General features: G+C 66.9%; 26 protein-coding genes. 11 read left to right on the top strand and 15 right to left on the bottom strand.

Translation table 11 applies throughout. From position 1 onward, the window contains the following. Positions 1–3: 3 nt before the first annotated feature. The 5 genes from D2T30_RS04570 to D2T30_RS04550 form a co-directional block, all read right to left on the bottom strand. Entirely contained in the window at positions 4–801 is a 798-nt protein-coding gene (locus tag D2T30_RS04570; RefSeq protein WP_128207861.1) for a MetQ/NlpA family ABC transporter substrate-binding protein, read from the bottom strand. A gap of 225 nt (positions 802–1,026) precedes the next feature. Then, entirely contained in the window at positions 1,027–2,466 is a 1,440-nt protein-coding gene (locus D2T30_RS04565; protein WP_128207859.1) for an FAD/NAD(P)-binding protein, read from the bottom strand. Continuing rightward, a complete protein-coding gene (locus D2T30_RS04560) occupies positions 2,463–3,023 on the bottom strand; it encodes an NAD(P)H-dependent oxidoreductase (RefSeq protein WP_128207857.1) in 561 nt (186 codons plus the stop codon). Before D2T30_RS04560 ends, D2T30_RS04565 begins: the two co-directional genes overlap by 4 nt. A gap of 31 nt (positions 3,024–3,054) precedes the next feature. Beyond that, positions 3,055–4,200 (bottom strand): FMNH2-dependent alkanesulfonate monooxygenase, encoded by a 1,146-nt coding sequence (ssuD, locus tag D2T30_RS04555; protein ID WP_206612854.1) that lies wholly within the window; start codon positions 4,198–4,200, stop codon positions 3,055–3,057. A gap of 173 nt (positions 4,201–4,373) precedes the next feature. Next, on the bottom strand, positions 4,374–5,183 hold the full coding sequence (locus D2T30_RS04550; RefSeq protein ID WP_128207855.1) for a transglutaminase-like domain-containing protein: 810 nt from the start codon (positions 5,181–5,183) through the stop codon (positions 4,374–4,376). A gap of 338 nt (positions 5,184–5,521) precedes the next feature. Here D2T30_RS04550 and D2T30_RS04545 point away from each other — a divergent pair, with 338 nt between their 5' ends. Then, complete coding sequence (locus D2T30_RS04545; RefSeq protein WP_128207853.1) at positions 5,522–6,058, top strand: GNAT family N-acetyltransferase; 537 nt, start codon at positions 5,522–5,524, stop codon at positions 6,056–6,058. On the opposite strand, the gene D2T30_RS04540 is transcribed toward D2T30_RS04545, so the two are convergent. The 5 genes from D2T30_RS04540 to D2T30_RS23000 all read right to left on the bottom strand — a co-directional run bounded on the left by D2T30_RS04540 (position 6,044) and on the right by D2T30_RS23000 (position 11,165). Continuing rightward, on the bottom strand, positions 6,044–7,003 hold the full coding sequence (locus tag D2T30_RS04540) for an arsenic resistance protein (protein ID WP_128207851.1): 960 nt from the start codon (positions 7,001–7,003) through the stop codon (positions 6,044–6,046). The two genes, D2T30_RS04545 and D2T30_RS04540, sit on opposite strands and share 15 nt — an antisense overlap. 110 nt (positions 7,004–7,113) lie before the next feature. Beyond that, complete coding sequence (locus D2T30_RS04535; RefSeq protein ID WP_128207849.1) at positions 7,114–8,487, bottom strand: peptidase; 1,374 nt, start codon at positions 8,485–8,487, stop codon at positions 7,114–7,116. A gap of 53 nt (positions 8,488–8,540) precedes the next feature. Next, on the bottom strand, positions 8,541–9,083 hold the full coding sequence (locus D2T30_RS04530; protein WP_128207847.1) for a hypothetical protein: 543 nt from the start codon (positions 9,081–9,083) through the stop codon (positions 8,541–8,543). Positions 9,084–9,094: 11 nt separating this feature from the next. Next, positions 9,095–10,366, bottom strand: coding sequence for a DUF3500 domain-containing protein (locus D2T30_RS04525; protein ID WP_206612853.1), 1,272 nt, complete (start codon positions 10,364–10,366; stop codon positions 9,095–9,097). A gap of 115 nt (positions 10,367–10,481) precedes the next feature. Continuing rightward, positions 10,482–11,165, bottom strand: coding sequence for a hypothetical protein (locus D2T30_RS23000; protein ID WP_164884202.1), 684 nt, complete (start codon positions 11,163–11,165; stop codon positions 10,482–10,484). A gap of 141 nt (positions 11,166–11,306) precedes the next feature. Between D2T30_RS23000 and D2T30_RS04515 the strand changes: the two genes are divergently transcribed. Together D2T30_RS04515 and D2T30_RS04510 are read left to right on the top strand one after the other, a co-directional pair. After that, positions 11,307–11,972 (top strand): O-methyltransferase, encoded by a 666-nt coding sequence (locus D2T30_RS04515; protein ID WP_128207845.1) that lies wholly within the window; start codon positions 11,307–11,309, stop codon positions 11,970–11,972. A 53-nt stretch (positions 11,973–12,025) separates the two neighbouring features. Beyond that, positions 12,026–12,463: a hypothetical protein gene (locus tag D2T30_RS04510; RefSeq protein WP_128207843.1), complete on the top strand. Its 438-nt coding sequence runs from the start codon at positions 12,026–12,028 to the stop codon at positions 12,461–12,463. Between the two features lie 296 nt (positions 12,464–12,759). On the opposite strand, the gene yghX is transcribed toward D2T30_RS04510, so the two are convergent. The 3 genes from yghX to D2T30_RS04495 all read right to left on the bottom strand — a co-directional run bounded on the left by yghX (position 12,760) and on the right by D2T30_RS04495 (position 15,777). Further along, entirely contained in the window at positions 12,760–13,647 is an 888-nt protein-coding gene (gene yghX, locus D2T30_RS04505; protein WP_128207841.1) for a YghX family hydrolase, read from the bottom strand. A gap of 116 nt (positions 13,648–13,763) precedes the next feature. Then, on the bottom strand, positions 13,764–14,942 hold the full coding sequence (locus D2T30_RS04500) for an MFS transporter (RefSeq protein ID WP_128207839.1): 1,179 nt from the start codon (positions 14,940–14,942) through the stop codon (positions 13,764–13,766). A 10-nt stretch (positions 14,943–14,952) separates the two neighbouring features. Further along, positions 14,953–15,777 (bottom strand): aldo/keto reductase, encoded by an 825-nt coding sequence (locus D2T30_RS04495; protein ID WP_128207837.1) that lies wholly within the window; start codon positions 15,775–15,777, stop codon positions 14,953–14,955. 137 nt (positions 15,778–15,914) lie between these two features. Here D2T30_RS04495 and D2T30_RS04490 point away from each other — a divergent pair, with 137 nt between their 5' ends. Further along, entirely contained in the window at positions 15,915–16,823 is a 909-nt protein-coding gene (locus tag D2T30_RS04490; RefSeq protein WP_128207835.1) for a LysR family transcriptional regulator, read from the top strand. Between the two features lie 645 nt (positions 16,824–17,468). Continuing rightward, entirely contained in the window at positions 17,469–17,783 is a 315-nt protein-coding gene (locus D2T30_RS04485; protein WP_128183737.1) for an H-NS histone family protein, read from the top strand. Positions 17,784–17,819: 36 nt separating this feature from the next. Here the strand turns inward: D2T30_RS04485 and D2T30_RS04480 are convergent, their stop codons facing one another. Next, positions 17,820–18,503 (bottom strand): GntR family transcriptional regulator, encoded by a 684-nt coding sequence (locus tag D2T30_RS04480; RefSeq protein WP_128183739.1) that lies wholly within the window; start codon positions 18,501–18,503, stop codon positions 17,820–17,822. A gap of 241 nt (positions 18,504–18,744) precedes the next feature. Between D2T30_RS04480 and D2T30_RS04475 the strand changes: the two genes are divergently transcribed. From D2T30_RS04475 to D2T30_RS04450, 6 genes are all read left to right on the top strand, one after another. After that, positions 18,745–19,725: an ABC transporter ATP-binding protein gene (locus D2T30_RS04475; RefSeq protein ID WP_128183741.1), complete on the top strand. Its 981-nt coding sequence runs from the start codon at positions 18,745–18,747 to the stop codon at positions 19,723–19,725. Positions 19,726–19,751: 26 nt separating this feature from the next. Then, the gene (locus tag D2T30_RS04470) at positions 19,752–21,017 is read left to right on the top strand and encodes an ABC transporter substrate-binding protein (protein ID WP_128207833.1); all 1,266 of its coding nucleotides are present in this window, start codon (positions 19,752–19,754) and stop codon (positions 21,015–21,017) included. Positions 21,018–21,202: 185 nt separating this feature from the next. After that, positions 21,203–22,057, top strand: coding sequence for an ABC transporter permease (locus D2T30_RS04465; RefSeq protein ID WP_128207831.1), 855 nt, complete (start codon positions 21,203–21,205; stop codon positions 22,055–22,057). Positions 22,058–22,069: 12 nt separating this feature from the next. Then, on the top strand, positions 22,070–22,897 hold the full coding sequence (locus D2T30_RS04460; RefSeq protein ID WP_128183747.1) for an ABC transporter permease: 828 nt from the start codon (positions 22,070–22,072) through the stop codon (positions 22,895–22,897). Beyond that, positions 22,894–23,544 carry an aspartate/glutamate racemase family protein gene (locus D2T30_RS04455; RefSeq protein WP_128207829.1) on the top strand — a complete coding sequence of 217 codons (651 nt, stop codon included), beginning with the start codon at positions 22,894–22,896 and terminating at the stop codon, positions 23,542–23,544. Before D2T30_RS04460 ends, D2T30_RS04455 begins: the two co-directional genes overlap by 4 nt. A 237-nt stretch (positions 23,545–23,781) precedes the next feature. After that, on the top strand, positions 23,782–24,714 hold the full coding sequence (locus D2T30_RS04450) for a DMT family transporter (protein WP_164884201.1): 933 nt from the start codon (positions 23,782–23,784) through the stop codon (positions 24,712–24,714). Here D2T30_RS04450 and D2T30_RS04445 read toward each other — a convergent pair. Next, positions 24,680–25,174: a cytochrome c-type biogenesis protein gene (locus D2T30_RS04445; protein ID WP_128207825.1), complete on the bottom strand. Its 495-nt coding sequence runs from the start codon at positions 25,172–25,174 to the stop codon at positions 24,680–24,682. The two genes, D2T30_RS04450 and D2T30_RS04445, sit on opposite strands and share 35 nt — an antisense overlap. Position 25,175 lies beyond the last annotated feature (1 nt).

Here is a 25,175-nt window from a genome sequence, read left to right as displayed (position 1 = left end):
CGATCATTCGATCCACGGCAGCGTGTAAAGCGCCGGGTCATTGGCATAGGAGGTATGGATCTGTTCCCGCACGGCGGGGGAGGTCTGGTAGATCCGGATGAAGCGGGCGAGGTCGGGGTCGTCCTTGTTGTCTTCGCGCGCGACGAACCGGATCGCGAAATAGGTATCGTCGACGCCGGAATAGAGCAGCGCCTTCCCGGCGATATCGGCCCGCCCGGCATTGACGAAATGCGCCGGATAGCCCTGCGCCAGATCGACATCCGACAGGGCGCGGACAAGCTGCGGGCCTTCGATCTCGATGATCTGGAAGTTCTTCGGATTGGCGATTATGTCGTCGGGGGTGCCCTTCACGCCGACGCCCTCGCGCAGGGTGATGAGCCCGGCGGTCTGCAACAGCGCCAGCCCGCGCCCGCCGTTGACCGGATCGCTGGCCACGGCGATGCGCGCGCCTTCGGGAAGCTGGTCGAGCGCGGCATATTTCTCGGAATAGAGCCCGATGTTGGGCAGCACACCCAGCCCCACCGGCACCAGTTTGTAGCCGGTTTCCTTGACCGCATTGTCGAGGAAGGCCTGATGCTGGAAATAGTTCGCATCGAGGTCGCCATTGTCCAGCGCCAGATTGGGCGTCGTCCAGTCGCTGAACTCCACGACCTTGACATCGAGCCCCTGCGCACGGGCCTCGGTCGCGGCGGTCTCAACGGAATCCGCCAGCACGCCGGGGGTGACGCCGATGGTCAGGGCGGTCGCCGGAAACGCGGTCAGGATCGCAAGGCCGAGTCCGGTCAAAAGGGGCAGTCTCATTCCAAATCTCCTGCGTCGCCTGACGCGGGCGGCGTCAGGCTGCCGGGCGCTTGCCCGTTTTCTGTCTTTTGGGTGGCCATTCGGCGGAATTAAAAACGACCGTAATCGTCGTGTTTAATCTAGGCCGGAACGGAGAACGGAGCCACTCCGTTTTCGGGGGGCGGGGCGTTAGGAATATTCTCGCCGGGCAGGCGGGGCGGGAAGGAATTTCTCCCGCGCCCGCAATCAGGCCGTTGCGCGGTCCGGCGCGACAAGGGGGGCCTCGGCATCGGGCAGGGATCGGGCGAGCTTGCGGGCGATTCCCTCGGCCCGGGCGGTGATCTCGGGCACGCCCATCAGTTCCCCCACCGCGCCGCGGGCCAGCGGGCCAGCGATCAGCAGGGTTTCCTGCGCCGCGCCGGTGGCGTCGATCGCGTTGCCCTCGGTCGTTGTGAGGATGCCGAGCCCCAGCGGATCGCGGCGGATCGTTCCCCCTGCCTCCAGCGATGCCAGAACCGGCGTCACCTCGAAGGCCGCGGCATGCGCCGGGCCGGTCGCCAGCACCACCCGATCGACGGTCAGCCGACGCTCGCCCCCGCCGCGCAGGTGGAGGTCGAGCGCGATGCCCTCGGGTGCGACGGTTGCATCGGTGATCGCGCCGGCGATGGGCTCGACCCGCCGGGCCGCGATGGCGCGCAGCAGCGTGTCATGCGTCTGCGGCGCGATGCGAAAGCGGTGAATGTCCCACAGGCCGCGCAGATGGCGCAGCAGGCGGCGGCGTTCGCCCTGCGGCAGCGCGGCCCAGATCGTGGGGGCCTGCGTCCGCAGTCGGTCGAAGACCGCGTGCCATGTCAGCCCGCCTTCGGCATCCGTGGCCAGCGCCCGCCGCACCCGGCGCAAAAGGCCAAGCGCGGTGCGTTCCGGCGCCACGGTGAAATCCGCGCCTGTTTCGTCCTGCGCCGGGCCGTGCGGCTGGGAAAACCGGCCGTGGCGCGACAGCAGGTGGATCCTGCCCCTGTGCCCCCGCTCTTGCAGCGAGGCGACGATATCCGCCCCGGTCAGCCCGGTGCCGACGATCAGCACATTCTCGTCCGGCGCGATCCCGGCCAGCGCATCGGGCGCATAGGGATCGCGGATCAGGCCGGTTTCCGCCGTCAGGGTGCGCAGGCCACTGGGCACCGATGGCTCGGGGTGCGAGACGGCCAGCACCAGCCGGTCGGCGCGCAGCTCCTCGCCCGTTGCCAGCGTGATGCGATACTGTTCCCCGTCGCGGTGGGCGGCCTGCGCATGGGTGCGCAGATGCTCGATCCGCCCGGCATCGAGGAACGGGCGCAGGTGATGCGCGACATAGCGGCCAAAGACCTGCCGGGGGGCGAAGATGTCACCCGCCAGCGTCGCCGATCCGGCGGGCAGGAACGGCCCATCGGACGAGGACAGCCAGCGTTGGAAATGCAGCGGGTCCGAGGTGTCGAGCGTCATCCTCTGCGCCGGGACGTTCAGCTTGTGGGCCGGATCCGGGGTGCCGTAGGCCAGCCCCTGCCCAAGCTCGGCGCGCGGCTCGATCACCACGATCCGCGGGGCCGGGGTGAGCCGCGCCAGATGCCATGCGACCGCCGCGCCCGACAGGCCGCCGCCGATGATGGCGACGGTGGGACGATCCCCGATCTGCGCCTTGGTCCCGGTCATTCGGCCGCGACGCTCCGGCGGTGCGCGGCGGGGAAGAGCAGCTCGAATTCCTCCACCGCGCGCGACAGGCGGGCAAGGGCCGCCGGCGCCGCGGGCTTGCCGTCAAGGAAATCGCGGTCCGACAGATGCACCGCCGTCGCCAGAACGCGCGCCTCGAAAAACGCGAAGAGGGGGCGCAGTTGATGCTCGACCGCCAGCGCGTGCCGGTCGCCGCCGCCCGTCGCCGCGATCAGCACCGGCTTGTGGACGAAGGCGAAGGGGTCGATCAGGTCGATCAGATGCTTGAAGAGGCCGGGGTAGGAGCCCTTGTAGATCGGCGTCGCGACGACCAGCGCATCCGCGTTGACCAGCGCCTCGACCTTCGCGCGGGCATCCTCGGACAGATCGTCGAACCGCCGCGCCCGCCCCAGATCCGCGCCGAAATCGGCGATCTCGAACAGGTCGGTCCGGGCGTCGAGCCGTTCGGCGACAAGCCCGAGCGTGGTTTCGACCAGCGCGCGGGTCTTCGACGGGCCGGTGATGTTGCCGGACAGGCCGACGATGGAAAGCTGTGTCATGATGATGTCCCTGGGTCGTGTTCCGGTTCGGTCAGCTCGCGGCGGCCTGCCGGGTGACGCGGATGTCAAAGGCGCCGCCGGTCTGGGCCGAGGTCTGCGTGACCGGCCGCTTGCCCAAGAGCGGAAAGACGAGTTCGGCGAAGCGGATCGATTCCTCCAGATGCGGATAGCCCGACAGCACGAAGGTATCGACGCCAAGCGCCTGATATTCGCGCAGCCGTTCGGCGATCTGCTCGGGGTTGCCCACCAGCGCCGTTCCTGCGCCGCCGCGCACCAGCCCGACCCCCGCCCAGAGGTTCGGCCCGACGACCAGTTTATCGCGTTGCCCGCCGTGCAGCGCGGCCATCCGCGCCTGACCAACGGAATCCATGCGCGCGTAGTTCGCCTGCGCCGCGGCGATATCCGCGTCCGTCAGGTGGGAAATCAGCCGGTCGGCCTCTGCCCATGCCTCAGCCTCGGTCTCGCGCGCGATGACGTGCAGGCGCACGCCGAAGCGCACGGTGCGGCCCTGTTCCGCCGCACGGGCACGGACATCGGCGATCTTTTCGGCCACCGCCTCGGGCGGTTCGCCCCATGTCAGATAGGCGTCCACATGTTTCGCCGCCAGCGCATGGGCCGCGGGGGACGATCCGCCGAAATACAGCGGCGGATAGGGCCGCTGCACCGGGGGGAAGAAGTTGCGCGCGTTTTCCACCTTCAGATGCTTGCCGGCGAAGCTGTAGGGCTGGTCCGAAGACAGGATGGCGCGCCAGACGGTCAGGAATTCATCCGCGGCCTCATAGCGTTCGTCATGGCTCAGGAATACCCCGTCCGCCGCCAGTTCCGTCGCATCGCCCCCCGGCACGACATTCAGCAACAGCCGCCCGCCGAGCGCCTGATCCAGCGTCGCCGCCTGCCGCGCCGAAGCCGTCGGCCCCATGATCGAGGTGCGCAACGCGACCAGCAGCTTGATCCGGCTGGTCTGGGAAATCAGGCTCGCCGCCGTGACCCAGGGGTCCTGACAGCTTGCGCCCGTGGGGATCAGCAGCCCGTCATAGCCAAGCCGTTCGGCCGTGACCGCGATGTCGCGCATATAGGCGTTCGTCGGTTCGCGCCCGAAATCGGATTTGCCCAGATAGCGCGTATCGCCCGAGGTGGGCAGGAACCAGAAGATGTCCGGCGTCAGGGTGCGCGTCATCGCGATGCTCCGTCATGATCGAAAGCGCCGCCGCGAAGGCGGCCGGCGCGGATCCTGCCCCTTGATAGCCCCGCGCTTCCGCCCGGGGCCATTCCAAAGGTTTCCGGTCAAAGAGAAGGAACCCACCGCCGGGGCCGGCACGGCAGAGAATTTCTCCCCCCGGCCCTGCCGGGTCAGGCGTCGACCGGATAGGTCCAGACCTCGAAGGATTTCAGCATATGCGGGCCGAAGGAGTTGATCATCGGAACATCGGCGGCGTCGCGTCCGCGCGCGATCACGATCCGGCCGATGCGCCGGGCGTTGTTGCGCGGATCGAAGGTGTGCCATCCGCCCTCGAGCCAGACCTCGGTCCAGGCGCTGAAATCCATCGGTCCGGCCACCGGCACGCCGATGTCGCCCAGATGGCCGTTGACGTAGCGGGTGGGGATGTTGAGGCAGCGGCAGAAGGCGACGAACAGATGCGCGAAGTCGCGGCACACGCCGACGCGGCCCTGCCAGACCTCATAGGCGGTGCGGGTGGCGCTGGCCTGCTGATAGTCGAAGCGGATATGCCCGTTGACGTAATCCGAGATCGCCTGCACGCGGCCCCATCCCGGCGCCAGATTGCCGAACAGGTCCCATGCGATCTGGCTCAGCCGGTCGGTTTCGCAATAGCGGCTGCCCATCAGGTAGAGCAGGCATTCATCGGGCAGATCGGCGACGGGCACCTCGCGTGCATAGGGGTATACGGGATCGGTCAGGCCGCTGTCGGTGATGGTCGCATCGCCCCGGATCGAGAAATCGCCGTAGGGCGCGGTCATCCGCATGCAGCGGTTGCCGTAGATGTCGGTATAGGTGGACACGGGCACGCCGGGCGGATTGGTGCTGAAATCCTCGGGGCCGACAAGGTCGGGCAGGCGCGCGGTTTCGGCAAGCAGCATGCAGACCAGCGGGGTGGGCTGCGGGCAGGTAATGTCGATCTGGTAGCCGTAACGGATGAGCATGGGGCCTCGATGCTGTCGGGTCGCGGGGGCGCGCGGGCGAAAATCCGGATCGGAACGCCGGCGCGGTTCATGGACTGCTGTTTTCGGATCGGCGGGCGATCCTGTTGCGGCGTTCCCGTTTCCAGCATAGCGCCTTTTCGGGCAGGCCCAAAGGAAAGCTGAAAAAAACGGCGCTGGCGGGCGTTATTCGGGCCGCATTGCGGGATTCGGTATCGAACTGCCGAATTGCGCGACGTTTTGGGGCGGCGTGCCGCGCAGCGGGGGCTCCGGGGCGCGACGGATCTTCTGCACGGGAACGGCATCCCCTATACCCGGATCGGGCTGTGAACGGGGGCAACATGAATTCCGCAGAGATACGCATCCGCGACGCCGAGGCCGGCGATATGGAGGCGGTGCAGGCGATCTACGCGCATCACGTGCTGGGCGGGTGCGCCTCGTTCGAGGAAACGCCCCCCGATGCGCGCGAACTCGACGCGCGGCGGGCGCATGTCGTCGCCGCGGGCCTGCCCTATCTGGTGGCGCAGGCGGATGGCCGCGTGGTTGGCTATTGCTACGCCTCGGCCTACCGGCCACGGGCGGCCTATCGGCATACGGTCGAGGATTCGGTCTATGTCGCGGATGGACTGGCGGGGCGGGGGATCGGCTCGGCGCTGCTCGGGGCGCTGATCGCGCGGTGCGAGGCGGGGCCGTGGCGGCAGATGATCGCCGTGATCGGCGACAGCGGCAACCGCGGCTCGATCGCGCTGCATTCCCGGCTGGGGTTCCAGCCGGTGGGCACGCTGCGCTCGGTGGGCTTCAAACACGGCCGGTGGGTGGATTCGGTGCTGATGCAGCGCCCGCTTGGCGCGGGTGACGGCACCCTACCGCGCGACTAGCAGCTTGCGCGGCACCAGCCACAACAGCGCAAGCATTCCGAACAGCTCGATCATCGACTGGAACACGATGACGATCGCCGCGATGTTCCAGCCGCCCGGCAGCGCCAGCGCGAAGGGCAGAACGACAAAGGAATTGCGCGTGGTCAGCGTGAACAGCAGCGTCCGCGCCTGCGGGACGGGCAGGCGGAACACCCGCGCCAGCGCCAGCCCGCAAACCACTCCGCCGATCAGGAAGGCGAGGCAGGCGGTGAAGATCTCGCCCAGAACAGGCAGGGAGCTACGCACCGTCTCGACCTGCGAGGCGGCGACGAACATCAGCACCACCGCCAGCAGCGGCACCGGGAACCAGCCGAGTCGGTCGACCACCGCGCCGCGCCGGGGGCTTTCGCCCGCCCATCTTTCGGTCAGCGCGGCCAGCAGCAGCGGCAGCGCGATGATCACCGCGAAAACCGTGACCATTCGCCCGGCCGAGACGATCTGGATGAAATCCGCCCCCATGAACAGCCGCAGATAGACCGGCAGCAGGATCATCTGCGCAATGAGCTGCACCGGCGTGATGGCGATGGCCCGGCGCAGATCGCCCCCCGCCTGATGCGCGAAGGTGATGAACCAGTCCGTGCAGGGCACCAGCAGCACCAGCAGCAGGCCAAGCCGGACCGCCGGATCGTCGGGCACCAGATGCAGCACGCCCCAGACCAGAACCGGCACCACGATGAAATTGCCGCTCAGCGCCGCCGACATGAAGGCCCGGTCCCGGAACGCGGCCGGTAGCTGGCTCAGCCGGACCTGCGTGAAGGTCGCATACATGAGCAGCGCCAGCCCCGGCCAGAGCAGCCATTCGAAGACAGGGGCAAGACCGGGGGCGATACTGCCGATCCCCAGCCCGGCAAGGATCGCCGCCAGATAGACCCAGACCTGATTGCGTTCCAGAAACTCGCGCGTCATCGGCTCCGCCGGTTGGTCAGGGAAGGGGCGGAATTTCAGCCCCTGTCCGGGTTCTGGCAGGATGGCGGCAGGGATTCAAGTCCCGGGCGGATGGCCCGCCCGGGCGCGCATCAGGCCTTCGACTGGCGGAAGATCCATTCGCGGATCGGCTCGATCGTATAGGCGACGCGCCAGGTGTTGCGGTGGCCGCTGGCGCCCGCGCCGGTCTCGCCTTCGGGGATGACGGTGCCGGGGGCGAAGGTCACGTAGTTGATCGGGCTCGCCTCGGCGTCGATCGCATCGAAGGCGGTGCGGAATTCCCCGGCCGTCCAGCGCGCGTCCCATGTGGCGCGGCTGATCTGGGCGCCTTCCGCCTCCAGCACTTCGGTGATGGCGTTCTGACCGGGGAAGGCCTTGCTGTCGTCCTGCGAGACGAGGATCCACAGCTTCGCCTTCGCCATCGGCCGCACCAGTTCCGGGTCCCATTGCCCGGCGACGAGGAAGGAGGCCGCGAAGAACTCCGGGTATTTGATGTTCATCGCGATGGACATCATGCAGCCGCCCGACTGGCCTGTGGTATAAAGCCGGTCGGTGTCGATGCTGTATTCGCCCGCCAGCGCCCTGATCAGGTTGATCGTTGCGTCGAGCGCGTCCGAGGTATGGGAATCGTCGTCGGCGATGATCTCGGCGAATTGCGGGGCGAGGACGAAGGCCGGCCGCGCCGCCTGATCCGCCGGGCTCGCCCAGCAGATCGCGCCGAGGCCCTGAAACAGCGTGGTGCGGGTCACGTCGCTGGTTGCGCCCGCGTCGTGCATGAACAGCACCAGCGGATAGCGCCGCGCCGGGTCGTAATCCTTTGGCACGAAGAGGTTGTAGCGCAGCAACTTGCCCGTCTCCGGGTCGTTGAATTCGAGCTGGCGGAAATCGTCGACGATCAGGTTTTCCACCTTCGTCGTCTCGAAGGGGGTGGTGCTGCCCTCCATCACATGACCGCTGACCAGCGCGACGGGGCCGGATTGCAGCACGGTCGCGCTGGCGGGCGGGTAGGTCGTGTCATAGGTGGGGATGTCGCCCGCCTGACCGGGGCCGCCCTTGCCGCCCGGACCGCCGGGGCCACCATTCCCGCCGTTGCCCGGACCGCCATTACCCTGCGGCCCGCCGGTCTTCACCGCCAGCGGTGCGTTCACATCCTCCGGCGACAGGGTGACGATGACGAAGGGGCCTTCCGCCGCGCGGTCCGCCGGATCGGCCGAGGTGCTGGTGAAGGCCCCGGTGACGGTGCGGCTTTCGACGGCAAAGCTGCCCGCGGTCAGGGCCTCGCCCTTCACGGTGCCGTTGTATTCGATCGCCACGGCGGTCAGCCGCACGCCGTCGCCGAAGACCTCGGTGATGGCGGTGACGGATTTCGCATGGCCGTGCGCGTCATGGGCGAAGGCGGGGGCGGCGACGGTCAGGACCGCGCCGGCCCCGGCGCTGAGGATCAGGAAATCGCGACGTGTGGGCATGTGAGCCTCCTTGGTGGTCTTGCGCCGGCAGGCCACGCCCGCCGCGCGTCTGTTCAGTTTCCGGGCGCTTCGGTGGTGAAATCGAGCCGCCACGAGGATTGATCCGGGCTGCGATGCTGGCCGAGGATGTGCACCGAGGGATCGCGCGGTATCAGCGCATTGACCATGTAGACGGCGATGCCGTCGCGGTGCCGGTTCTCGAAGGTCAGGATGCGGGGGCCATTCGCGGGCGGCAGGTCGGTGGTGAAATCGAGTTCGATCACCGCTTCGCCTGCCTTCACCGCACCGACCTCGGCGAACCGCGCGGCGGTCAGGCGCAGCGGCAGGGGCTGGCCGTCGGCCGCCAGCGACAGGTCGCGCTGCACCTGCGTCGCATACTCCGCCCATTCCGCCCGCGACAAGGCCCCGTCGCCGTCGCGGTCGATCCCGGCGATGACCGTATCGGCGACCTCGGCCCCGGGCGTCAGGCGCAGGTGCAACTCCACCCCGCCCGGCGCCACGGCGATGGTCGCGGCCTGAAGATATTCGTCCAGCCGGTGCGCCTGAGCCGGGGCGGCCAGAAGCAGCGCCGCCAGCAGGAATCCCCGCCCCGTCATCGCCCGTCCCATCATGGCGCGGTGAACCCCTGACCGTAATCGTTCGTCGGGTCGCGGTAGACGGTATGCACATGCATCGTCGGATCTCCCCCCACGCCCTGCGGCGAGAATTCGATGATGAGCCGTGGCCCTTGAATGCGGTAGTAGGAGGACCCGTTCCGACCGGGCTCATGCGTGACCGGCCCGCTCCAGGCGAACCATGTGTCGTCAAGACCCGCCTCGATCTCGGCCATCCGCGGGGCGGCGTAATCGGCGTTGAGGATCCCCGCCCATTCGCGGATCACGTCAAGCAGCAGCGCCCGCTGTTCCGCTGTCATCTCCGACGCGGGCAGGCCCTCGGGCACGATGGTTTCACCGCTGTGGCCGGGGCCGAAGACCAGATCGCCCACGGTATAGTCAAGGATCGCCTTGCCGCGCTGCGTATCATCAAGCGCGTCGAGCAGCGCGAAGGCCTTGTCGTTCTCGCCCGCCAGAACCCGCACCTCCTCGCCCGAGGGGGCGGTGTAGACGGCGGGCTGCGCGCCGGTCAGCGTCGGCGTCGCCACGCCCTGCGCGCCCTTGATGACCACGTTCAGCCCAAGGTGATGCGCGCCGAACTGCAGCATCCACGGATCCTCCGTGCCCGGCGTGCCGAACAGGCCGAGCGTATAGTGATCCGTCCCCGAGGCGTAATTGGTGCCGCCCTCATGCAGCACCTGATCCGAGCCCATGATCTGCTGCACCTTGGCGAGGCCCTCGGGGCTGAGCACGGTTTCCAGCAGATGCAGCGCGGCGGCGCGCTGATCCTCGGTCATCTCGCCCAGAGGCAGGCCGGGCCGGGGCACGTCGCTGGCCGGGTAGTTCGACCAGACCGCCGCGCCGTATTGTTCGCCGACGAAGCCGGGCAGGGCGCCGCCGTTCGGACGGCCCTCCGGCGGTCCTCCGGCCGGGCCGCCGCCCCTGCGGCCGCCTTCGGCCCCCGCGGGGCGTTCGCCGCGCGGCGGTCGGTTGCCCGATGCGCCGGGACCACCCGGGCCGCCCTGCTGCGCGAATTGCGCGGCGACGGGCCTGTCCGCCGGATCGAAGGGGAAGGAGACCTTTTCCCGCTGCGCCGCGTCCAGCGTGTCAAGGAAGGCATTCGCCGCCGCGACGATCGCCTGCGTTCTGGTTTCCGGCATCGTCTGCTCCGCCACCTCCGTGGTCTGCTGTGCCGCCGCTACTCCGGGCAGCACCCCCGCCAGCGTCAGCGACAGCGCCGAGGCGAAAAGCGCGCGGCGCCGCGTGCCAGATTGTCCATGTCCCATGATCCATTCCTTCCGCAGTCGCGGTTTGCATGATCCCTGAACGGACGAGGCGGCCCATCCCGTCGCGGGCGCGGGCCGGGTGATGGTGTGCTGCGGCTGGAATCCGCCGCCCGGTTCAGCCTTCCTCGGACCGGCGCCCCATGCCGAGGCCCATCCCCATCCCCATGCCCATGCCGCCGCCTCCGCCCATGCCGCCGCCGCCACCGCCGCCACCTCCGCCGCCGCCGCCGGAACCGCCGCCCTCGCCCTTGTTGCCGCCCCGGCCGGAACCCGCCTGCTGGCGCGCGGGGCCTTGCACCGGGATGACCACATCCGCCGGGATCGGCCCCAGATCCAGCGCCTTGCGGATGTAGTCGCGCAGCGAGACGACCAGTTCCGCGGTGCGGATAGGCTGTCCCGTCGCCATGTCATGCGCCGCCTGACCGGCAAGGCGCACCTGTTCCTCGGTCCCCAGAAGGATGATGTCGGACAGCGCCGCCTCGACCGCATCGCGGATGCGGCGCGCGCGGTCCGATCCGCTCGTCCCGGCCTCGGCGCCCTCTTCCTGCGCGCGCAGTTTCAGATCCCGCAGATGCGAGGGATCCACCACCAGCTCGCCGGTGAACGACCCGCCAAGCGTCTTGTAGGCCGCGATCAGCGTGCGGACCCGTTCGTTGATCTGCCGGTTCATCCGCTGCTGGCGCTGCTGGATGGTCAGCATCATCAGCACCCGGATGCCGACACCGATCAGGGTGAAGACCGCCAGCCCCAGAAGGGTGGTCAGGACCCCCTGCCACGAACTGAAATCGAAAGAGCGCATCGGACCCCCATTTCCCGCCGCCCATCCCGGCGGCCTGCGCCCCCTGTTAGCACGATCCGGCGTGGGGGGCATCCGGTCCGTGCGGCGCTTGACGGCAGGGTGGCGGCACTTACCTTTGGTCCGGAACATGGGGAGCAGGAAATGTCCGATCAGATCGCCGAACGTGCCGGGGCCGCGACGGGGGAACATCCGCTCGACGACAGGGTGCTGGCGGTGCTCGACCTCTATCACGCGCGGATGATCGCCGAACGCGGCCAGCCGCGCGAGGCGCCGGGCGGCCGCGACGGCGGGCAAGATCAGCGGATGCGGGCCATCGGGCCGGATACGGGGCGGTTTCTCAACACGCTGGCGCGGGGGATCGGGGCGCCTGTGATCCTCGAGATCGGCACGTCTTTCGGCTATTCCGGCATCTGGCTGGCCGAGGCGGCGCGCGCCACCGGCGGCCGGCTGGTGACGATGGAACTGCATGGCTACAAATCCGCTTATGCAAGGGAGATGTCGGAACGCGCCGGGCTTGCGGATCACGTCGATTTCCGCGTGGGCGATGCGATCGACCTGATCGGCGCGATGGAGGACCGGCCGGGCCTCGTCTTTCTGGACTGCTGGAAGGATCTTTACGCGCCCTGCCTTGCGGCCTTCCTGCCGAAGCTCGCGCCCGGGGCGGTGATCGTCGCGGACAACATGATGCGCCCGGTCGAGCCCGGGATAGCGGAATACGCCCGCGCGGTGCGGGCGGTGCCGGGGATCGGCAGCGTGCTCTTGCCGGTCGGGACGGGGCTGGAGATCAGCCGCCTGCCGACGGAATGACCCCGCCCCGCCGTTCGATTGAAAGAAGGTTTCGCATGAGGAGAATGAAGACCATGAAACAGGCAATCCTGACGGCGGCCCTTCTGATCGCGCTGGCCCTGCCGGTCGCGGCGCAACAGGTGCCCGCCGTGCTCGACCCGCTCGGGCTGAGCGACGTGCAGGTGCGGGACAAGAAGCATTCTGACTATGGCCGCGTCATCCTCGGCACCCTGCCGGGCGGGGCACGGATCGCGGTCGAGTTGGACCGCGAGGGTCGCGTCGAGGAAATCGAGGGCCGTCGTGGCGACCGCTTCCCCGTCTCCGCCGTTGCGCCCCTGATCCCCGAGGCGGTGCGCGCCAACCCCTCCTGGCCCGCCGATGCGGTGCTGGAAAAGCTCGACTTCGACCATCACGACCGGATCGAGATCGAGGGCCGCCTTGCCGATGGCCGCGAGTTCGATGCGGAATTCGCCCGGGACGGGCGGCTGATCGACTTCGATACCGACGACTGAGCCCCCTTCAAACATCCGGAACGCCCCGTCTGCCTTTCGTGTTTCCATAAATATCCCGGGGGTGAGCGCGGCACGCGCGAGGGGGCTGGCCCCCTGCGACTTCACCAAAATGTGCTCCGGCTCCCGTTTTGGAATGTGCGCTAGAACCGCAATCCCGATTGCAGGTTGATGGGGCGGCAAGGGGGCCAGCCCCCTCGGCCTTCGGCCTCACCCCCGGGATATTTATGGAAACACGAAAGCAGCAGACCGCTTCGGGTGGTTCCGAAACGGTCTTCTCCCTTCGGCGCGCGCGCCGGTCAGGACAGATAGCGTCCGAACCATTCGAGCGTGCGATCCCATGCGAGCTTCGCCGCCGCCTCGTCATAGCGCGGGGTCGAATCGTTGTGGAAGCCGTGGTTGGTGCCCGGATAGATGTGGGCCTCGTAGACCTTGCCGTTTTCCTTGAGCGCCGCCTCATAGGCGGGCCAGCCGGCGTTGACGTTGTCGTCATGCTCGGCGAATTGCAGCAGGAGGGGCGCGTTGAGCTGGGGCACATCCGCGACCGGGGCCTGCCTTCCGTAAAAGGGCACCGCTGCCGCAAGTTCCGGGTAGGCGACGGCGGCCGCGTTCGACACCCCGCCGCCGTAGCAAAAGCCGGTGATGCCGACCTTGTCGGTGGTCTGGTCGCTGGCCATCAGATATTCGATCGCGGCGAAGAAATCGTTCATCAGCTTCGTCGGATCGACCTGCCGCTGCAACTCGCGCCCCTTTTCGTCATTGCCGGGATAGCCGCCGACCGAGGTCAGCCCGTCGGGCGCCAGTGCCACATATCCGGCCTTGCCAAGACGGCGGGCCACATCCTCGATATAGGGGTTGAGGCCACGGTTTTCGTGGACCACCACCACGCCCGGCAGCGGGCCGGTGGCCCCGGCCGGGCGCACCAGATAGCCGCGCACCTCGCCGTGGCCGTTGGGCGAGGGATAGGTGATGTATTCCGCCTCGATGTCCGGATCGGTGAAGGAGACCTGCTGCGCCAGCGCGTAATCCGGGCTCATCGACGCAAGGATCGCCGCCGCCGTCATGCCCCCCACGGCGAACTTGCCCGCCTTGTCGAGGAACTCGCGCTTGGTGATCCGGCCGTGGGCGTAGAAGTCGTAAAGCTCCAGCAGTTCCTGGGGGAAGTCCTTTGCGGTCAGTCTGGTCATCCTGTCTCTCCCATTTGTGATGTCCTCGGTAATTTACTGTCCCGCAGGCGGGAGGATCGGGCCAGTGAAACTTCCGTGTGCGGGAAGGGAAAGGGGCGGGCTGGAGCCCGCCCGCTTCAGCCGCGCCGACCGAGCCAGACGAGCCCCAGCCCCGCCAGCGCCAGCACGCCGCCCGCCACCGGCACCGCCGCATAGCCGAGGTTCAGTCCGATGACCGCGCCGCCCACCGCCGCGCCGATCGCATTGCCAAAGTTGAACGCCCCGATGTTGATCGAGGAGGCCAGCCCCGGTGCCTCATGCGCGGCCTGCATGACGCGCATCTGCACCGGCGGGACAAGGGCAAAGGCCGCCGCGCCCCAGATCGTCAGGGTGATGGCCGCGCCGGTCTGGCTGCCGATCAGGAAGGGGATCGCCAGCATGGTGACCGCCAGCGCCCCCATGAAGATCGCCGTCGCCCCGTTCAGCGACCAGTCCGCCAGACGCCCGCCGAGCCCGTTGCCGATGGTGAAGCCGATCCCGGTCAGCACCAGCACCAGCGTCACGAACCCCTGAGACGCGCCGGTCAGGGTTTCCAGCGTCGGTGCGATATAGGTGTAGAGCGTGAACATCGCCGCCGACCCCATCACGGTCGTCAGCAGCGCGATCAGCACCTGCGGCCGGATGAGGACGCGCAGCTCGCGCCGCACCTCGGGGCGGCGGCCGGGTTCGCCCTGCGGCAGCGCGAACCACAGCGCGGCGATGGCCACCAGCCCAAGCACCGCCGTGCCGGCAAAGGCCGCGCGCCAGCCGATCTGCTGGCCCAGCCATGTCGCCGCCGGAACGCCGCCGATATTGGCAATCGTCAGGCCCATGAACATGGTGGCGACGGCGCTGGCCCGCCGGTCCCTGGGCACCACGCTCGCCGCGACCACCGCGCCGAGGCCGAAGAACGCGCCATGGTTCAGGCTGGTGACCAGCCGCGCGATCAGCAGCGTCCAGTAGTCGGGCGCCAGTGCCGACATGATGTTGCCGATGGTGAAGATCCCCATCAGCGTCATCAGCGCCGTCCGCTTGCCGAAGCGGCTGAACAGCAGCGTCATCACCGGGGCGCCGAGCATCACCCCCGCGGCATAGGCGCTGACCAGCAGCCCGGCCGAGGGGATCGAGACGTTCACCCCCTCGGCGATCACCGGCAGAAGGCCCATGGGCGAAAACTCGGTCGTGCCGATGCCGAAGGCCCCCATGGCCAGCGCCAGCAGCGGCCAGTTCGGGCCGCCGCGCACCTCGGCGCCGGCGGCGGTATCTGCGGTTTTCATGCCGTCTTCCTTATGCGGTCCAGTCGGGGGCGAGGCCCTCGGGATCGACGATGCGGCCGTCCGGACGGGCGAGCGTCGCGATCTGAGCCATGTCCTGATCGCTCAGGGTGAAGTCGAAGACGGCGAAGTTTTCGGCCAGACGCCCGGCATGCGCGGTTTTCGACAGCGCGATATGGCCCTGTTGCAGCAGCCAGCGCAGGCCGACCTGCGCCGCCGTCTTGCCATATTGCGCGCCGATCTTCTGCAACAGCGGATCGCGCGGCACGGCGCCATCGGCCATGCCGTAATAAGCGGTCAGCGCGGTGCCGGTGGCCTTGGCTGCGGCGACCATCGCGCTCTGGTCCAGATAGGGGTGCATCTCGATCTGGTTGGTGACGATCGGGGCGGTACTGGTCGCCACCGATTCGCGCAGCTGCGGGACGTTCTGGTTGCTGACGCCGACAAAGCGGGTCTTGCCCGCCGCCTGCGCGGCGTCGAGCATGGCGATCTGGTCGGCCACCGGCACCTCATGCCCCGGCCAGTGCAGGAGCAGCAGATCGACCTGATCGACGCGCAGCTTTTCAAGGCTTTCGTCGACCGAGGCGGCAAAGCGCGCCGGTTCGTATTTGTCGACCCAGACCTTGGTGGTCAGGAACAGATCCTCGCGCGCCGCGCCGGACGCCTGAAGCGCGCGGCCGAGCGCCGCCTCGTTGCCGTAGATCTGCGCCGTGTCGAAATGGCGAAAGCCGGTTTCCAGCGCGGCGGGGATGATGGTCTCGACCTCCGCCTCCGACATGCGGAAGACGCCGAAGCCGAGGGCGGGGATTTTCGCGCCATGCGCGATGACATAGTCCATGAAACAATCCTTGGGGATGCGGGTGGGAGGAGGGACGCGGTGCCCGCGCCTGTCGTTCACAGATACGGCGCGGGATCGGGCTTGATAACCGCCCGGATCTCCACATTATCTGTGAAAGGATTTCACAGGCGGTGCGCATGGACAACAGAGCGGGAGAGATGCAGGTCTTCCAGCGGGTAGTGGAAACCGGCAGCTTTTCCGAAGCGGCGCGGCTGTTGCGGATGACGCCCTCGACCGTCAGCAAGCTGATCTCGCGGATCGAGGCGCGGCTGGGGGTGCGGCTTCTGGAACGCTCGACCCGGCATCTGTCGCTCACCGCCGAGGGGCAGGTCTATTACGAACGCAGCCGGGTGCTGCTGGCCGGGCTTGAGGATATCGAACGCGAGCTGTCGCATGGCGCGGCCAGCACCGGCGGCACGGTGCGGGTCAGTGCCTCGGTGGGGTTCGGGATCTTTGGGGTGGAGCCGCTGCTGCCTGCCTTCTGGCATGCCTATCCGAACATCACCGTGGATCTGTCGCTGTCGGACGAGATCGTGGACCTGTATCTCGACCGGACGGATGTGGCGTTCCGGGTGGGGCCTTTGTCCGATTCCGGCATGACGGCGCGCAAGCTGGGCGTGGCGCAGCGCAAGATCGTGGCGGCACCCGGCTATCTTGCCCGTCGCGGCGCCCCGGCCGAAATCGCCGATCTGGCGGATCACAGCTGCCTCGGCTTCAACTTCCGCCGCGTCGCCCCGGTCTGGCCCCTGCGGGACAGCGGGCGGATCGTCGACCGCAGCGTGACCGGACCGATGATCGCCAACAACGGCGAGACGGTGCGGCGCATGGCCCTGGCCGGGGTCGGCCTTGCAAGGATCGGCGAATTCCATGTGCGCGAGGATCTGCGCGCCGGGCGGCTGGTCGAGGTGCTGGCCGATGCCGTCGCGGGCGATACCGAGGATATCCACGCCCTGTTTCTGGGGGGCGAGAACATTCCCCATCGCGTCCGCGCCTTTCTGGATTTCATGACGCCCCGCCTGCGGGATTTTCTGGCGCCGGTCGACTGAAGAAATCGCCGGCTATTGTCGGGGGCCGAGACTGTGTCAAAATACGCCTTTATGGCAGCGGCGCAGAAAGAAATTCCCTCATGGGGCTATCGGCACGCGCCGATGTGGACATGGGGGCCATTGTGGAGAACAGCCTTCTTTGGTGCCTTGCCGGAACCGGGTTTTGACACAGCTCCGGCCGATGCGATTCTGACCGGATAAAGCGCGCAATACCCGTGGGCGGAATTGAATTTCGGACGATCGTGCGCGACAGGGCCATGGATTGGCGGTTTTCGGGAAAACGCATTTATTTGGGTCAGGAACTCTGCCAGAAAAGACGACCCCTGTCTAAAAGCCCGTCCGGTTCCGGGGTTCTTGAATTCAGGGCCGGAGAAGTTATATTCGCAACACTCACCCATTCCGACCACTGCGATAAACTCTGAGCCGAATACCATTCCAGCATGATGGCGGAATGTTGCGCATGTCCACCTGAAAGCGGTTTCCATTCCCGGAAATCGAAGATAGATCCCCGTTTCGAGTTAGACGTCCAGATTGGTTCATCACCCGAAACTCTCAGCCAATATCGTGCTGAAATGTTTCCAAAATTGAACAGTCGGGGCGTATTTCGCAACCCATACCGCAAACAGTTTGACCCGGAGTGAAATGATGCCCGACCTTGACCTGAATGCCCTGTCCTTTTCCGAGTTGAAGCAGTTGCAGAAAGATGTCGACAAAGCCATTGGCACCTATGAAACCAGACGTCGGGCCGAGGCCAAGGCGGAACTGGAATCGCGGGCGAAAGAGCTTGGCTTTTCGCTTTCGGATCTGCTGGAAGGGCCGGCCGCGCGCAAGCGTGTGTCCGTGCCGAAATACCGCAATCCCGCCGATCCGGAACAGACCTGGACCGGCCGCGGCCGCAAGCCCGGCTGGATCGCCGAGGCTCTGGCGCAGGGAAAACCCATCGAAGATTTCGAGATCTGATCCGTTTCCGGGCCGCGCCTGTCGCGGCCCGGAACGTCAATGCCGCAACGCCTCGCGCAGCGAGCGGGGGGCGGATTCCGAATTGCGCAGGTCGAGCGAGGACAGCAGGTCCAGCAGATGATGCTTCATCAGCTCCTCCGCCCGATCGCCATCGTGATGTTTCAGCGCATCGAGCAATGCGTGATGCGCATGACTTTCGCACAGGGCATTCCGCCGCTGCCAATACAACGCGATGATCAGCGATGATCGCGCGACAAGCTGCACGATGAATGCCTCGACCGTCGCCTGATTGGCGATGCGGGCGATTTCCGTATGGAACAGGCCTGACAGGAACAGTGCCCGACCGGGATTTCCGGCATGCAGGGCCGCGTGCTCTTCGGCGATATGGCTGCGCAGGCGGATCATGTCCGCCTCGGTCGTCCGTTCGGCGGCGGAACGCGCGGTGCGCGGTTCCAGCAGGGCACGCGCCTCGAACACCTCGCGCGCCTCCTTCACCGTCGGCTTGGCGACGAAGGCCCCGCGATTGCGCTTCAGCTCCACCAGCCGGTCATGCGCCAGACGCTGGAGCGCCGCCCGCACCACCGTGCGGGACACGCCGAAAATCTCCCCCACCTCATCTTCCGACAGCTTCGCCCCGGGCGACAGGCGATGTTCATGGATCGCCAGCGCCAGATCCGTTGCGATGCTTTCTGCCGTCTTTTCCTGTGCGATTGCGTCCATGCGACCTCCGTACCTTGATTCTGGCGCGCCGGACCGGGGGAAGGCAAGCGGCCGAGCGTGTCGCCATTATTGTATACGATTTTGTCCGCAATATTGTGCTCGGCCACGGCGCTTTCGGTCAAAATTCAGGCAGACCATGTCTCGACCCCCGGTGACGCGATAAAATCCTCGGGAATCGCCGGAGCCTGCCCCACGGTGACCCAAAGGCACCGCCGGAAGCAATGTGGGGAACAGGGACGGAATGGCGACGCGCACCAGCAACGATCTTGAGCTTGTCCATCTGACCAAGCGTTACGGCCAGACCGTGGCGGTGAATGACGTCAGTCACATCTTTCCGCCGGCCAGCTATATCTGTCTGCTCGGGCCCTCGGGCTGCGGAAAATCCTCGACCCTGCGGATGATCGCCGGGCATGAAACGGTCAGCGACGGGGCGATCCTGCTGGACGGGGCCGATATCTCGCATCTGCCGCCGGCCAGACGCGGCACCGCGATGATGTTCCAAAGCTACGCGCTCTTCCCGCATCTGTCGGTCAAGGACAACGTGGCCTTTTCGCTGAAGATGAAGGGCGTGGACAAGGAAACGCGGCACGCCCGGGCGATGAAGCTGCTGGATCTGGTGGCGATGGACCATCTGGCCGACCGGCTTCCGGCGCAGCTTTCGGGTGGACAGCAACAGCGCGTCGCGCTGGCCCGCGCGCTGGTGACGGAACCGCGGGTGCTGCTGCTGGACGAACCGCTTTCGGCGCTCGACCCGTTCCTGCGCATCCGCATGCGGGCGGAACTGAAGCGCCTGCAACGCGAGCTGGGCATCACCTTCGTCCACGTCACGCATGGGCAGGACGAGGCGCTGGCGCTCGCCGATGAATGCGTGGTGATGAACAACGCGGTGATCGAGCAGGCGGGGCCGCCGCGCGACGTCTGGTCGAAGCCGCGCACCGAATTCGTCGCGCGGTTCATGGGCGGGCACAATGTCATCGGCTGGGACGGCGCGCGCTACGCCATCCGCGCCGACGAGGTGGCGATCGCCGCCATCGGCCTGCCCGCCGCCGTCACCGGCGTCGAATATCAGGGCGACCGCGTCGCCGTGACCACCAAGACCGAAGCGGGCGAGGAAATCGTTTCGCTGGTGCCCGAGGACCGTTTCTTCGCCGCACCGATCAATCCCGGCGAAACCGTCCATCTGGGATGGGATCAGGGGCGGATGCACCGCCTCGAAGCCTGACAACAACCGACAGAGAGGGGACTGAAATGTCGAAGATGCGTTACTCGCGGCGTTCGCTGCTGAAGACCGGCGCGGCCGCGGCCGCCGCCTCGGCGCTGCCCGCGCCGATGATCTGGGCGCAGGAGATCAAGAACATCACCCTGCGCCAGTTCGGCACCGGCGTGTCGAACCTCAACGAGGTCGCGCAGAAGGTGAAGGAAGACCTGGGCTTCACGCTGGAAATGACCGCGCTCGATTCCGACAGCGTGACGCAGCGCGCCGCGACCCAGCCCGACAGCTTCGACATCGCCGACATCGAATACTGGATCTGCAAGAAGGTCTGGCCGACCGGCAACCTGCAGGCGATGGATACGACGAAGCTCACCAATTACGACAAGATCGTCGGCATCTTCCGCGACGGCAAGCTGACGCCCGAAAGCGTGATCGCGCAGGGCACCGCGCCGCATACCGTCGGCTTTGTCGAGGGGCCGGGTTCCACCTCCTTCGCCAAGGAACAGACCCAGTGGATGACGCTGGTGCCGACGATCTACAACGCCGACACGCTCGGCATCCGGCCCGACCTGATCGGCCGTCCGATCGAAAGCTGGGCGGAACTCTTGAACCCGGAATTCAAGGGCAAGGCCTCGATCCTCGACATTTCCTCGATCGGGATCATGGACATGGCCATGGTCTGCGAGGCGACGGGCAAGATCAAATACGGCGACAAGGGCAACATGACCCGCGACGAGATCGACCAGACCATCGCCATCTTCACCGAGGCGAAGCGCGCCGGCCAGTTCCGCGCCTTCTGGAAGAGCTTCGATGAATCGGTGAACCTGATGGCCTCGGGCGAGGTGGTGATCCAGTCGATGTGGTCGCCCGCCGTCACGGCGGTGAAGACCCGCGGCATCCCCTGCGTGTTCCAGCCGCTGAAGGAAGGCTACCGCGCCTGGGGCGGCGGTCTCGGCCTGTCGAAATCGCTGACGGGGGCGAAACTCGACGCCGCCTACGAGTATATCAACTGGTATCTCTCGGGCTGGGTCGGCGCCTTCCTGATGCGTCAGGGCTATTATTCGGCGGTGCCGGAAACCTCGAAGGAATTCATGACGCCCAACGAATGGGGCTACTGGTTCGAGGGCAAACCCGCCGAAGAAGACATCGCCAATCCCTTCGGTCAGGTCATGGCCAAGGCCGGCGAAACCCGCGACGGTGGTTCCTTCTACGAACGCATGGGCCATGTTGCCTGCTGGAACTCGGTCATGGACGAGAACCAGTATATGGTCCGCAAATGGAATGAATTCATCGCGGCCTGATGGTCCCGGGGCAAAGGCGGCCCGCCGCCTTTCCCATCATTCTTCCATAAATATCCCGGGGGTGAATTTGCGCGTATGCGCAAAGAGGGGGCTGGCCCCCTTGCCCCGGCCATGAATGGGCCTCCGGCGCAGGCATATGCGCCGGGGCAGACTTCGGATGGTCCTGACGACAGGAAGGAGGCGCCATGCTCAGGCGCAGTGACGTGATCGGCTGGCTTCTGGCCTCGCCCCTTGTGCTGGTGCTTCTGGCATTCCTCGTCGTGCCGATCGGCACGATCTTCGTGGTCAGCTTTTGGCAGGCCACGGAATTCTCGATCATTCCGGCCTTCACGCTGGAGAATTACGAATTCCTGCTGACCTCGCCCGTCACCTACAAGGTGTTCTGGGCGACGTTCCAATATGCGGCGATCTGCTGGGCGGCGACGCTGCTGATCGGCTTCATCGTCGCCTATTACCTCGCCTTCCATATCCGGTCGAACAACACGCGGATGGTGCTGTTCCTGCTGTGCACCATTCCGTTCCTGACCTCGAACATCATCCGGATGATTTCCTGGATTCCGTTCCTTGGCCGCAACGGCATCGCCAACCAGACGCTGATGGAACTCGGCCTGATCGACCAGCCGCTGGAATGGCTGCTCTATTCCGATTTCGCCGTCATCCTCGCCTTCGTGCATCTGAACACGCTGTTCATGATCACGCCGATCTTCAATTCGATGATGCGCATCGATCGCTCGCTGATCGAGGCGGCGCGCGACAATGGCGCCTCCGACTGGCAGATCCTGTGGAACGTCATCATTCCGCTGACGAAACCCGGGATCATGATCGGCACGATCTTCGTGCTGACGCTGGTGATGGGCGATTTCATCACCGTCCGGTTCATGTCCGGGTCGCAATCGGCCAACGTCGGGCGGCTGATCTCGAACGATATCGCGCTGTTGCAATATCCCTCGGCCTCGGCGACCTCGATGGTGCTGCTGGTCACCGTTCTCATGATCATCGGGGCGCTGATGCGCTTCGTGAACATCCGCAAAGAACTTTAGGAGAGCTTTGATATGGAACCGCGTCCGCGCAGCTTCTGGTGGCTCACCGCCTTCTTCGTGGTGTTCCTGATCTTTCTTTACGGACCGACGCTGACCATCGGCATCCTCAGCTTTCAGGGACCGGAGGGCGGTCTGACCTTCCCGATGCGGGGCGTGTCCACCCACTGGTTCCACAACCTGTTCGAGCAGCAGGCCGTGGGCGACATCTGGGGATCTTTCCGGCGCTCCTTCGTGCTTGGCCTGATGGTGATGGCGGCGACGGTGGTGATCGCGGTGATGGGCGGGCTTGCGTTCCGCAAGAGGTTCCTCGGCTCGGGGGCGGTGTTCTACCTTGCCATCGCCTCGCTGGTGATTCCGTCGATCCTCGTCTCGCTCGGCGTGGGGCTGGTGTTCGACCGCTTCGGGCTGAAGATCCACTGGATGACCTCGGGCTTCGGCGCGCAGCTGACATGGACGCTGCCCTTCGGCCTTCTGGTGATGTTCGCCGTCTTCAACCGCTTCGACGCGAGCTATGAGGAAGCCGCCCGCGATCAGGGCGCGACGCCGTGGCAGACCTTCGCCCATGTCGTTCTGCCGATCATCCTGCCTTCGGTCATCGGGGTGGCGCTGTTCGGCTTTTCGCTCAGCTACGACGAATTCGCCCGGACGCTCCTGACGGCGGGCAGCTACAACACCCTGCCGCTGGAAATCTTCGGCATGACGACGAATGTGACGAAGCCGGTGATCTACGCGCTCGGCACGCTGACGACGGTGTTCTCCTTCGCCATGATCGGGCTGTTTCTGGCCGGGGTCTGGCTGCTGGAGCGGCATCGCAAGGGCAGGGCGGCGCGCAAGGGATGAGGCTTCTGTATCTGAATCCGAACTCGACCGAGGCGATGACGCGCTCGGTCGTCGCGGTCGCGCAGGCGGCCGTGCCCGAGGCCGAGGTGATCGGCTGGACCAATCACGAAGGCCCGCCCGCGATCCAGGGGCCCGAAGACGGCGCCGCCGCCGTGCCCGGCCTGATGGCGATGCTGCCCGGCGCGCGCGAGACCCGTGCCGATGCGATCGTCATCGCCTGTTTCGACGATACCGGCCTTGCCCGGATGCGCGACGCCGCCCATTGCCCGGTGCTGGGCATCGGCCAGTCGGCCTATGTGATGGCGGGGCTGCTGGGGGAGAGGTTTTCTGTCGTCACGACGCTGGCCGTTTCCGTCCCGGTGATCGAGGGGAATATCGCCCGGCTCGGCTATGCCCATGCCTGCGCCGCGGTGCGCGCAAGCGGTCTTCCGGTCCTGACCGTCGAGGAAGGGGGAGAGCCCGCCCGCGCCCGTCTTGCCGAGGAAATCCTTCGCGCGCGGGAGGAAGATGGCGTCGGGATCGCCGTTCTGGGCTGTGCGGGTATGGCGATGCTGCGGTCGGATCTGGCCCTGCGCACCGGGATGGTGCTGGTGGATGGTGTGGCGGCTTCGGCCCGGCTGGCACGGGCGGTTTCGGGGATGGTTTGAGTTCCGGTTCAGGAATGTCATGAAACACCGGAATCGGGACGCGAGCGGATGCGTTGAGAGGGGGCCAGCCCCCTCGCGCGTGCCGCGCTCACCCCCGGGATATTTATGGAAACACGAAAGGCAGACATTCCCATCGGTGATTCTGACGAGTGACTGGAGCCGCTGTTCATGCCCTCTGTGCAGGCGGCCCGCGCGGCGCTAGAAGCGGGTGACCGCGTGGCACAAGGACAGACACCGATGGCGCAAGGCATCCCCGCCCCCGAGGGGCGGACACTCTTTGGCGTGGCCGCCGCATTGGTGACGCTGGCGATCTGGACGAGTTGGATCGTCGGCACCCGCGCCGCCGTCAGCGGCGAGGGATATTTCTCGCCCTCGGTGCTGGTGCTGATCCGCTTTGGCTTCACGGCGGTGTTGCTGACGCCGGTGCTGTGGCGGATGGGGCTGATCCCGAAGGGGGTGAAGTGGCCGGCGCTGGTGGGGCTGCTGTTTTCGGGCTCTCCCTACATCTTTCTGGTGGGGGCGGGGCTGAAATACGCGCCGATCGCCGATGTCGGGCCGCTGCTGCCGGGCACGGTGCCGCTGATGGTGGCGGGGCTTTCGGCGCTGATTTTTGGCGAAAGGTTCACGTTGGCGCGGCGGTTCGGGCTTGGGCTGATCGCGGCGGGGGTGGTGGCGATCGTGGCAATCGGCCCCGCGCCCCTGCCGGGGATGGAGGACAAGCTGCTGCTGGGCCACCTGCTGATCCTGGGCGGCGCTTTGTCCTGGGCGATCTACACGATCAGCCTGCGGGCGAGCGGGCTGAACGGGTTCGAGGCGACGGCCTATGTCGCCTTCTGGTCGCTGGTGCTGGCGCTGCCGGTGATGGCGCCGGGACTGCGCGAGGATCTGGCCCGGGCGGCGCAGGCGCCCTTGTCTTTGTGGCTGGTGCAGATCCTGATTCAGGGGGCGCTGGCGGGCTTCGTGGCGCTGCTGACCTTCGCGACGGCGGTGCGCTGGCTCGGGCCATCGAAGACGGCGGCAATTACCGGGCTGACGCCGGTTACGGCGACGCTGGCCGGTATCCCGGTCATGGGGGAGATTCCGACGCCGGTGCAGTTGGTCGCCTGTCTGGGGATTGTGCTGGGGGTGGGGCTGGTCACCGGGGCGATCGGGGGGCGCCGGACGGGGTGATCGGGTCCGGTTCGGCCATGATCCGGCGCAGGCGGGCTTCCTCTTCGGCGCTCAGGGGGGTGGGCTGCGCCGCGGTCCGCCGCCGGAACCAGATCAGCACCCCGCCAAGCGCGATCAGCAGGACCACCGGCCCCGTCGCGTAAAGGATCAGGTTGGCCCCGCGCCCGCGCGGCGAGAACAGCACATATTCCCCGTAACGGGCGGCGATATAGTCCAGCACCTGACTGTCCGTATCCCCGGCCATCAGCCTTTCGCGCACCAGAAGCCGCAGGTCGCGCGCGACGGCGGCACCGGAATCGTCGATATTCTCGCCCTGACAGACGGGGCAGCGCAGCTCCCGGCTCAGGTCGCGGGCACGGGATTCCAGCGCGGGATCGGCCAGAACCTCATCCGGCTGCACGGCGGGCAGGGGCAGGGCGGTCGCCAGCAAAAGCAACAGGGGGGCGAGGCGGCGCAGCATG

This window comes from Paenirhodobacter populi (assembly GCF_004022215.1).
Classification (GTDB): domain Bacteria; phylum Pseudomonadota; class Alphaproteobacteria; order Rhodobacterales; family Rhodobacteraceae; genus Rhodobacter; species Rhodobacter populi.
Note: the sequence above shows the minus strand (reverse complement) of the source record. Positions and strands in the feature narration are given on the sequence as shown.

Coding starts and splice junctions, on each gene's coding strand:
- D2T30_RS04570 (WP_128207861.1), bottom strand. CDS start 801: ATGAGACTGCCCCTTTTGACCGGACTCGGCCTTGCGATCCTGACCGCG.
- D2T30_RS04565 (WP_128207859.1), bottom strand. CDS start 2,466: ATGACCGGGACCAAGGCGCAGATCGGGGATCGTCCCACCGTCGCCATC.
- D2T30_RS04560 (WP_128207857.1), bottom strand. CDS start 3,023: ATGACACAGCTTTCCATCGTCGGCCTGTCCGGCAACATCACCGGCCCG.
- ssuD (WP_206612854.1), bottom strand. CDS start 4,200: ATGACGCGCACCCTGACGCCGGACATCTTCTGGTTCCTGCCCACCTCG.
- D2T30_RS04550 (WP_128207855.1), bottom strand. CDS start 5,183: ATGCTCATCCGTTACGGCTACCAGATCGACATTACCTGCCCGCAGCCC.
- D2T30_RS04545 (WP_128207853.1), top strand. CDS start 5,522: ATGAATTCCGCAGAGATACGCATCCGCGACGCCGAGGCCGGCGATATG.
- D2T30_RS04540 (WP_128207851.1), bottom strand. CDS start 7,003: ATGACGCGCGAGTTTCTGGAACGCAATCAGGTCTGGGTCTATCTGGCG.
- D2T30_RS04535 (WP_128207849.1), bottom strand. CDS start 8,487: ATGCCCACACGTCGCGATTTCCTGATCCTCAGCGCCGGGGCCGGCGCG.
- D2T30_RS04530 (WP_128207847.1), bottom strand. CDS start 9,083: ATGACGGGGCGGGGATTCCTGCTGGCGGCGCTGCTTCTGGCCGCCCCG.
- D2T30_RS04525 (WP_206612853.1), bottom strand. CDS start 10,366: ATGGGACATGGACAATCTGGCACGCGGCGCCGCGCGCTTTTCGCCTCG.
- D2T30_RS23000 (WP_164884202.1), bottom strand. CDS start 11,165: ATGCGCTCTTTCGATTTCAGTTCGTGGCAGGGGGTCCTGACCACCCTT.
- D2T30_RS04515 (WP_128207845.1), top strand. CDS start 11,307: ATGTCCGATCAGATCGCCGAACGTGCCGGGGCCGCGACGGGGGAACAT.
- D2T30_RS04510 (WP_128207843.1), top strand. CDS start 12,026: ATGAAACAGGCAATCCTGACGGCGGCCCTTCTGATCGCGCTGGCCCTG.
- yghX (WP_128207841.1), bottom strand. CDS start 13,647: ATGACCAGACTGACCGCAAAGGACTTCCCCCAGGAACTGCTGGAGCTT.
- D2T30_RS04500 (WP_128207839.1), bottom strand. CDS start 14,942: ATGAAAACCGCAGATACCGCCGCCGGCGCCGAGGTGCGCGGCGGCCCG.
- D2T30_RS04495 (WP_128207837.1), bottom strand. CDS start 15,777: ATGGACTATGTCATCGCGCATGGCGCGAAAATCCCCGCCCTCGGCTTC.
- D2T30_RS04490 (WP_128207835.1), top strand. CDS start 15,915: ATGGACAACAGAGCGGGAGAGATGCAGGTCTTCCAGCGGGTAGTGGAA.
- D2T30_RS04485 (WP_128183737.1), top strand. CDS start 17,469: ATGCCCGACCTTGACCTGAATGCCCTGTCCTTTTCCGAGTTGAAGCAG.
- D2T30_RS04480 (WP_128183739.1), bottom strand. CDS start 18,503: ATGGACGCAATCGCACAGGAAAAGACGGCAGAAAGCATCGCAACGGAT.
- D2T30_RS04475 (WP_128183741.1), top strand. CDS start 18,745: ATGGCGACGCGCACCAGCAACGATCTTGAGCTTGTCCATCTGACCAAG.
- D2T30_RS04470 (WP_128207833.1), top strand. CDS start 19,752: ATGTCGAAGATGCGTTACTCGCGGCGTTCGCTGCTGAAGACCGGCGCG.
- D2T30_RS04465 (WP_128207831.1), top strand. CDS start 21,203: ATGCTCAGGCGCAGTGACGTGATCGGCTGGCTTCTGGCCTCGCCCCTT.
- D2T30_RS04460 (WP_128183747.1), top strand. CDS start 22,070: ATGGAACCGCGTCCGCGCAGCTTCTGGTGGCTCACCGCCTTCTTCGTG.
- D2T30_RS04455 (WP_128207829.1), top strand. CDS start 22,894: ATGAGGCTTCTGTATCTGAATCCGAACTCGACCGAGGCGATGACGCGC.
- D2T30_RS04450 (WP_164884201.1), top strand. CDS start 23,782: ATGGCGCAAGGCATCCCCGCCCCCGAGGGGCGGACACTCTTTGGCGTG.
- D2T30_RS04445 (WP_128207825.1), bottom strand. CDS start 25,174: ATGCTGCGCCGCCTCGCCCCCCTGTTGCTTTTGCTGGCGACCGCCCTG.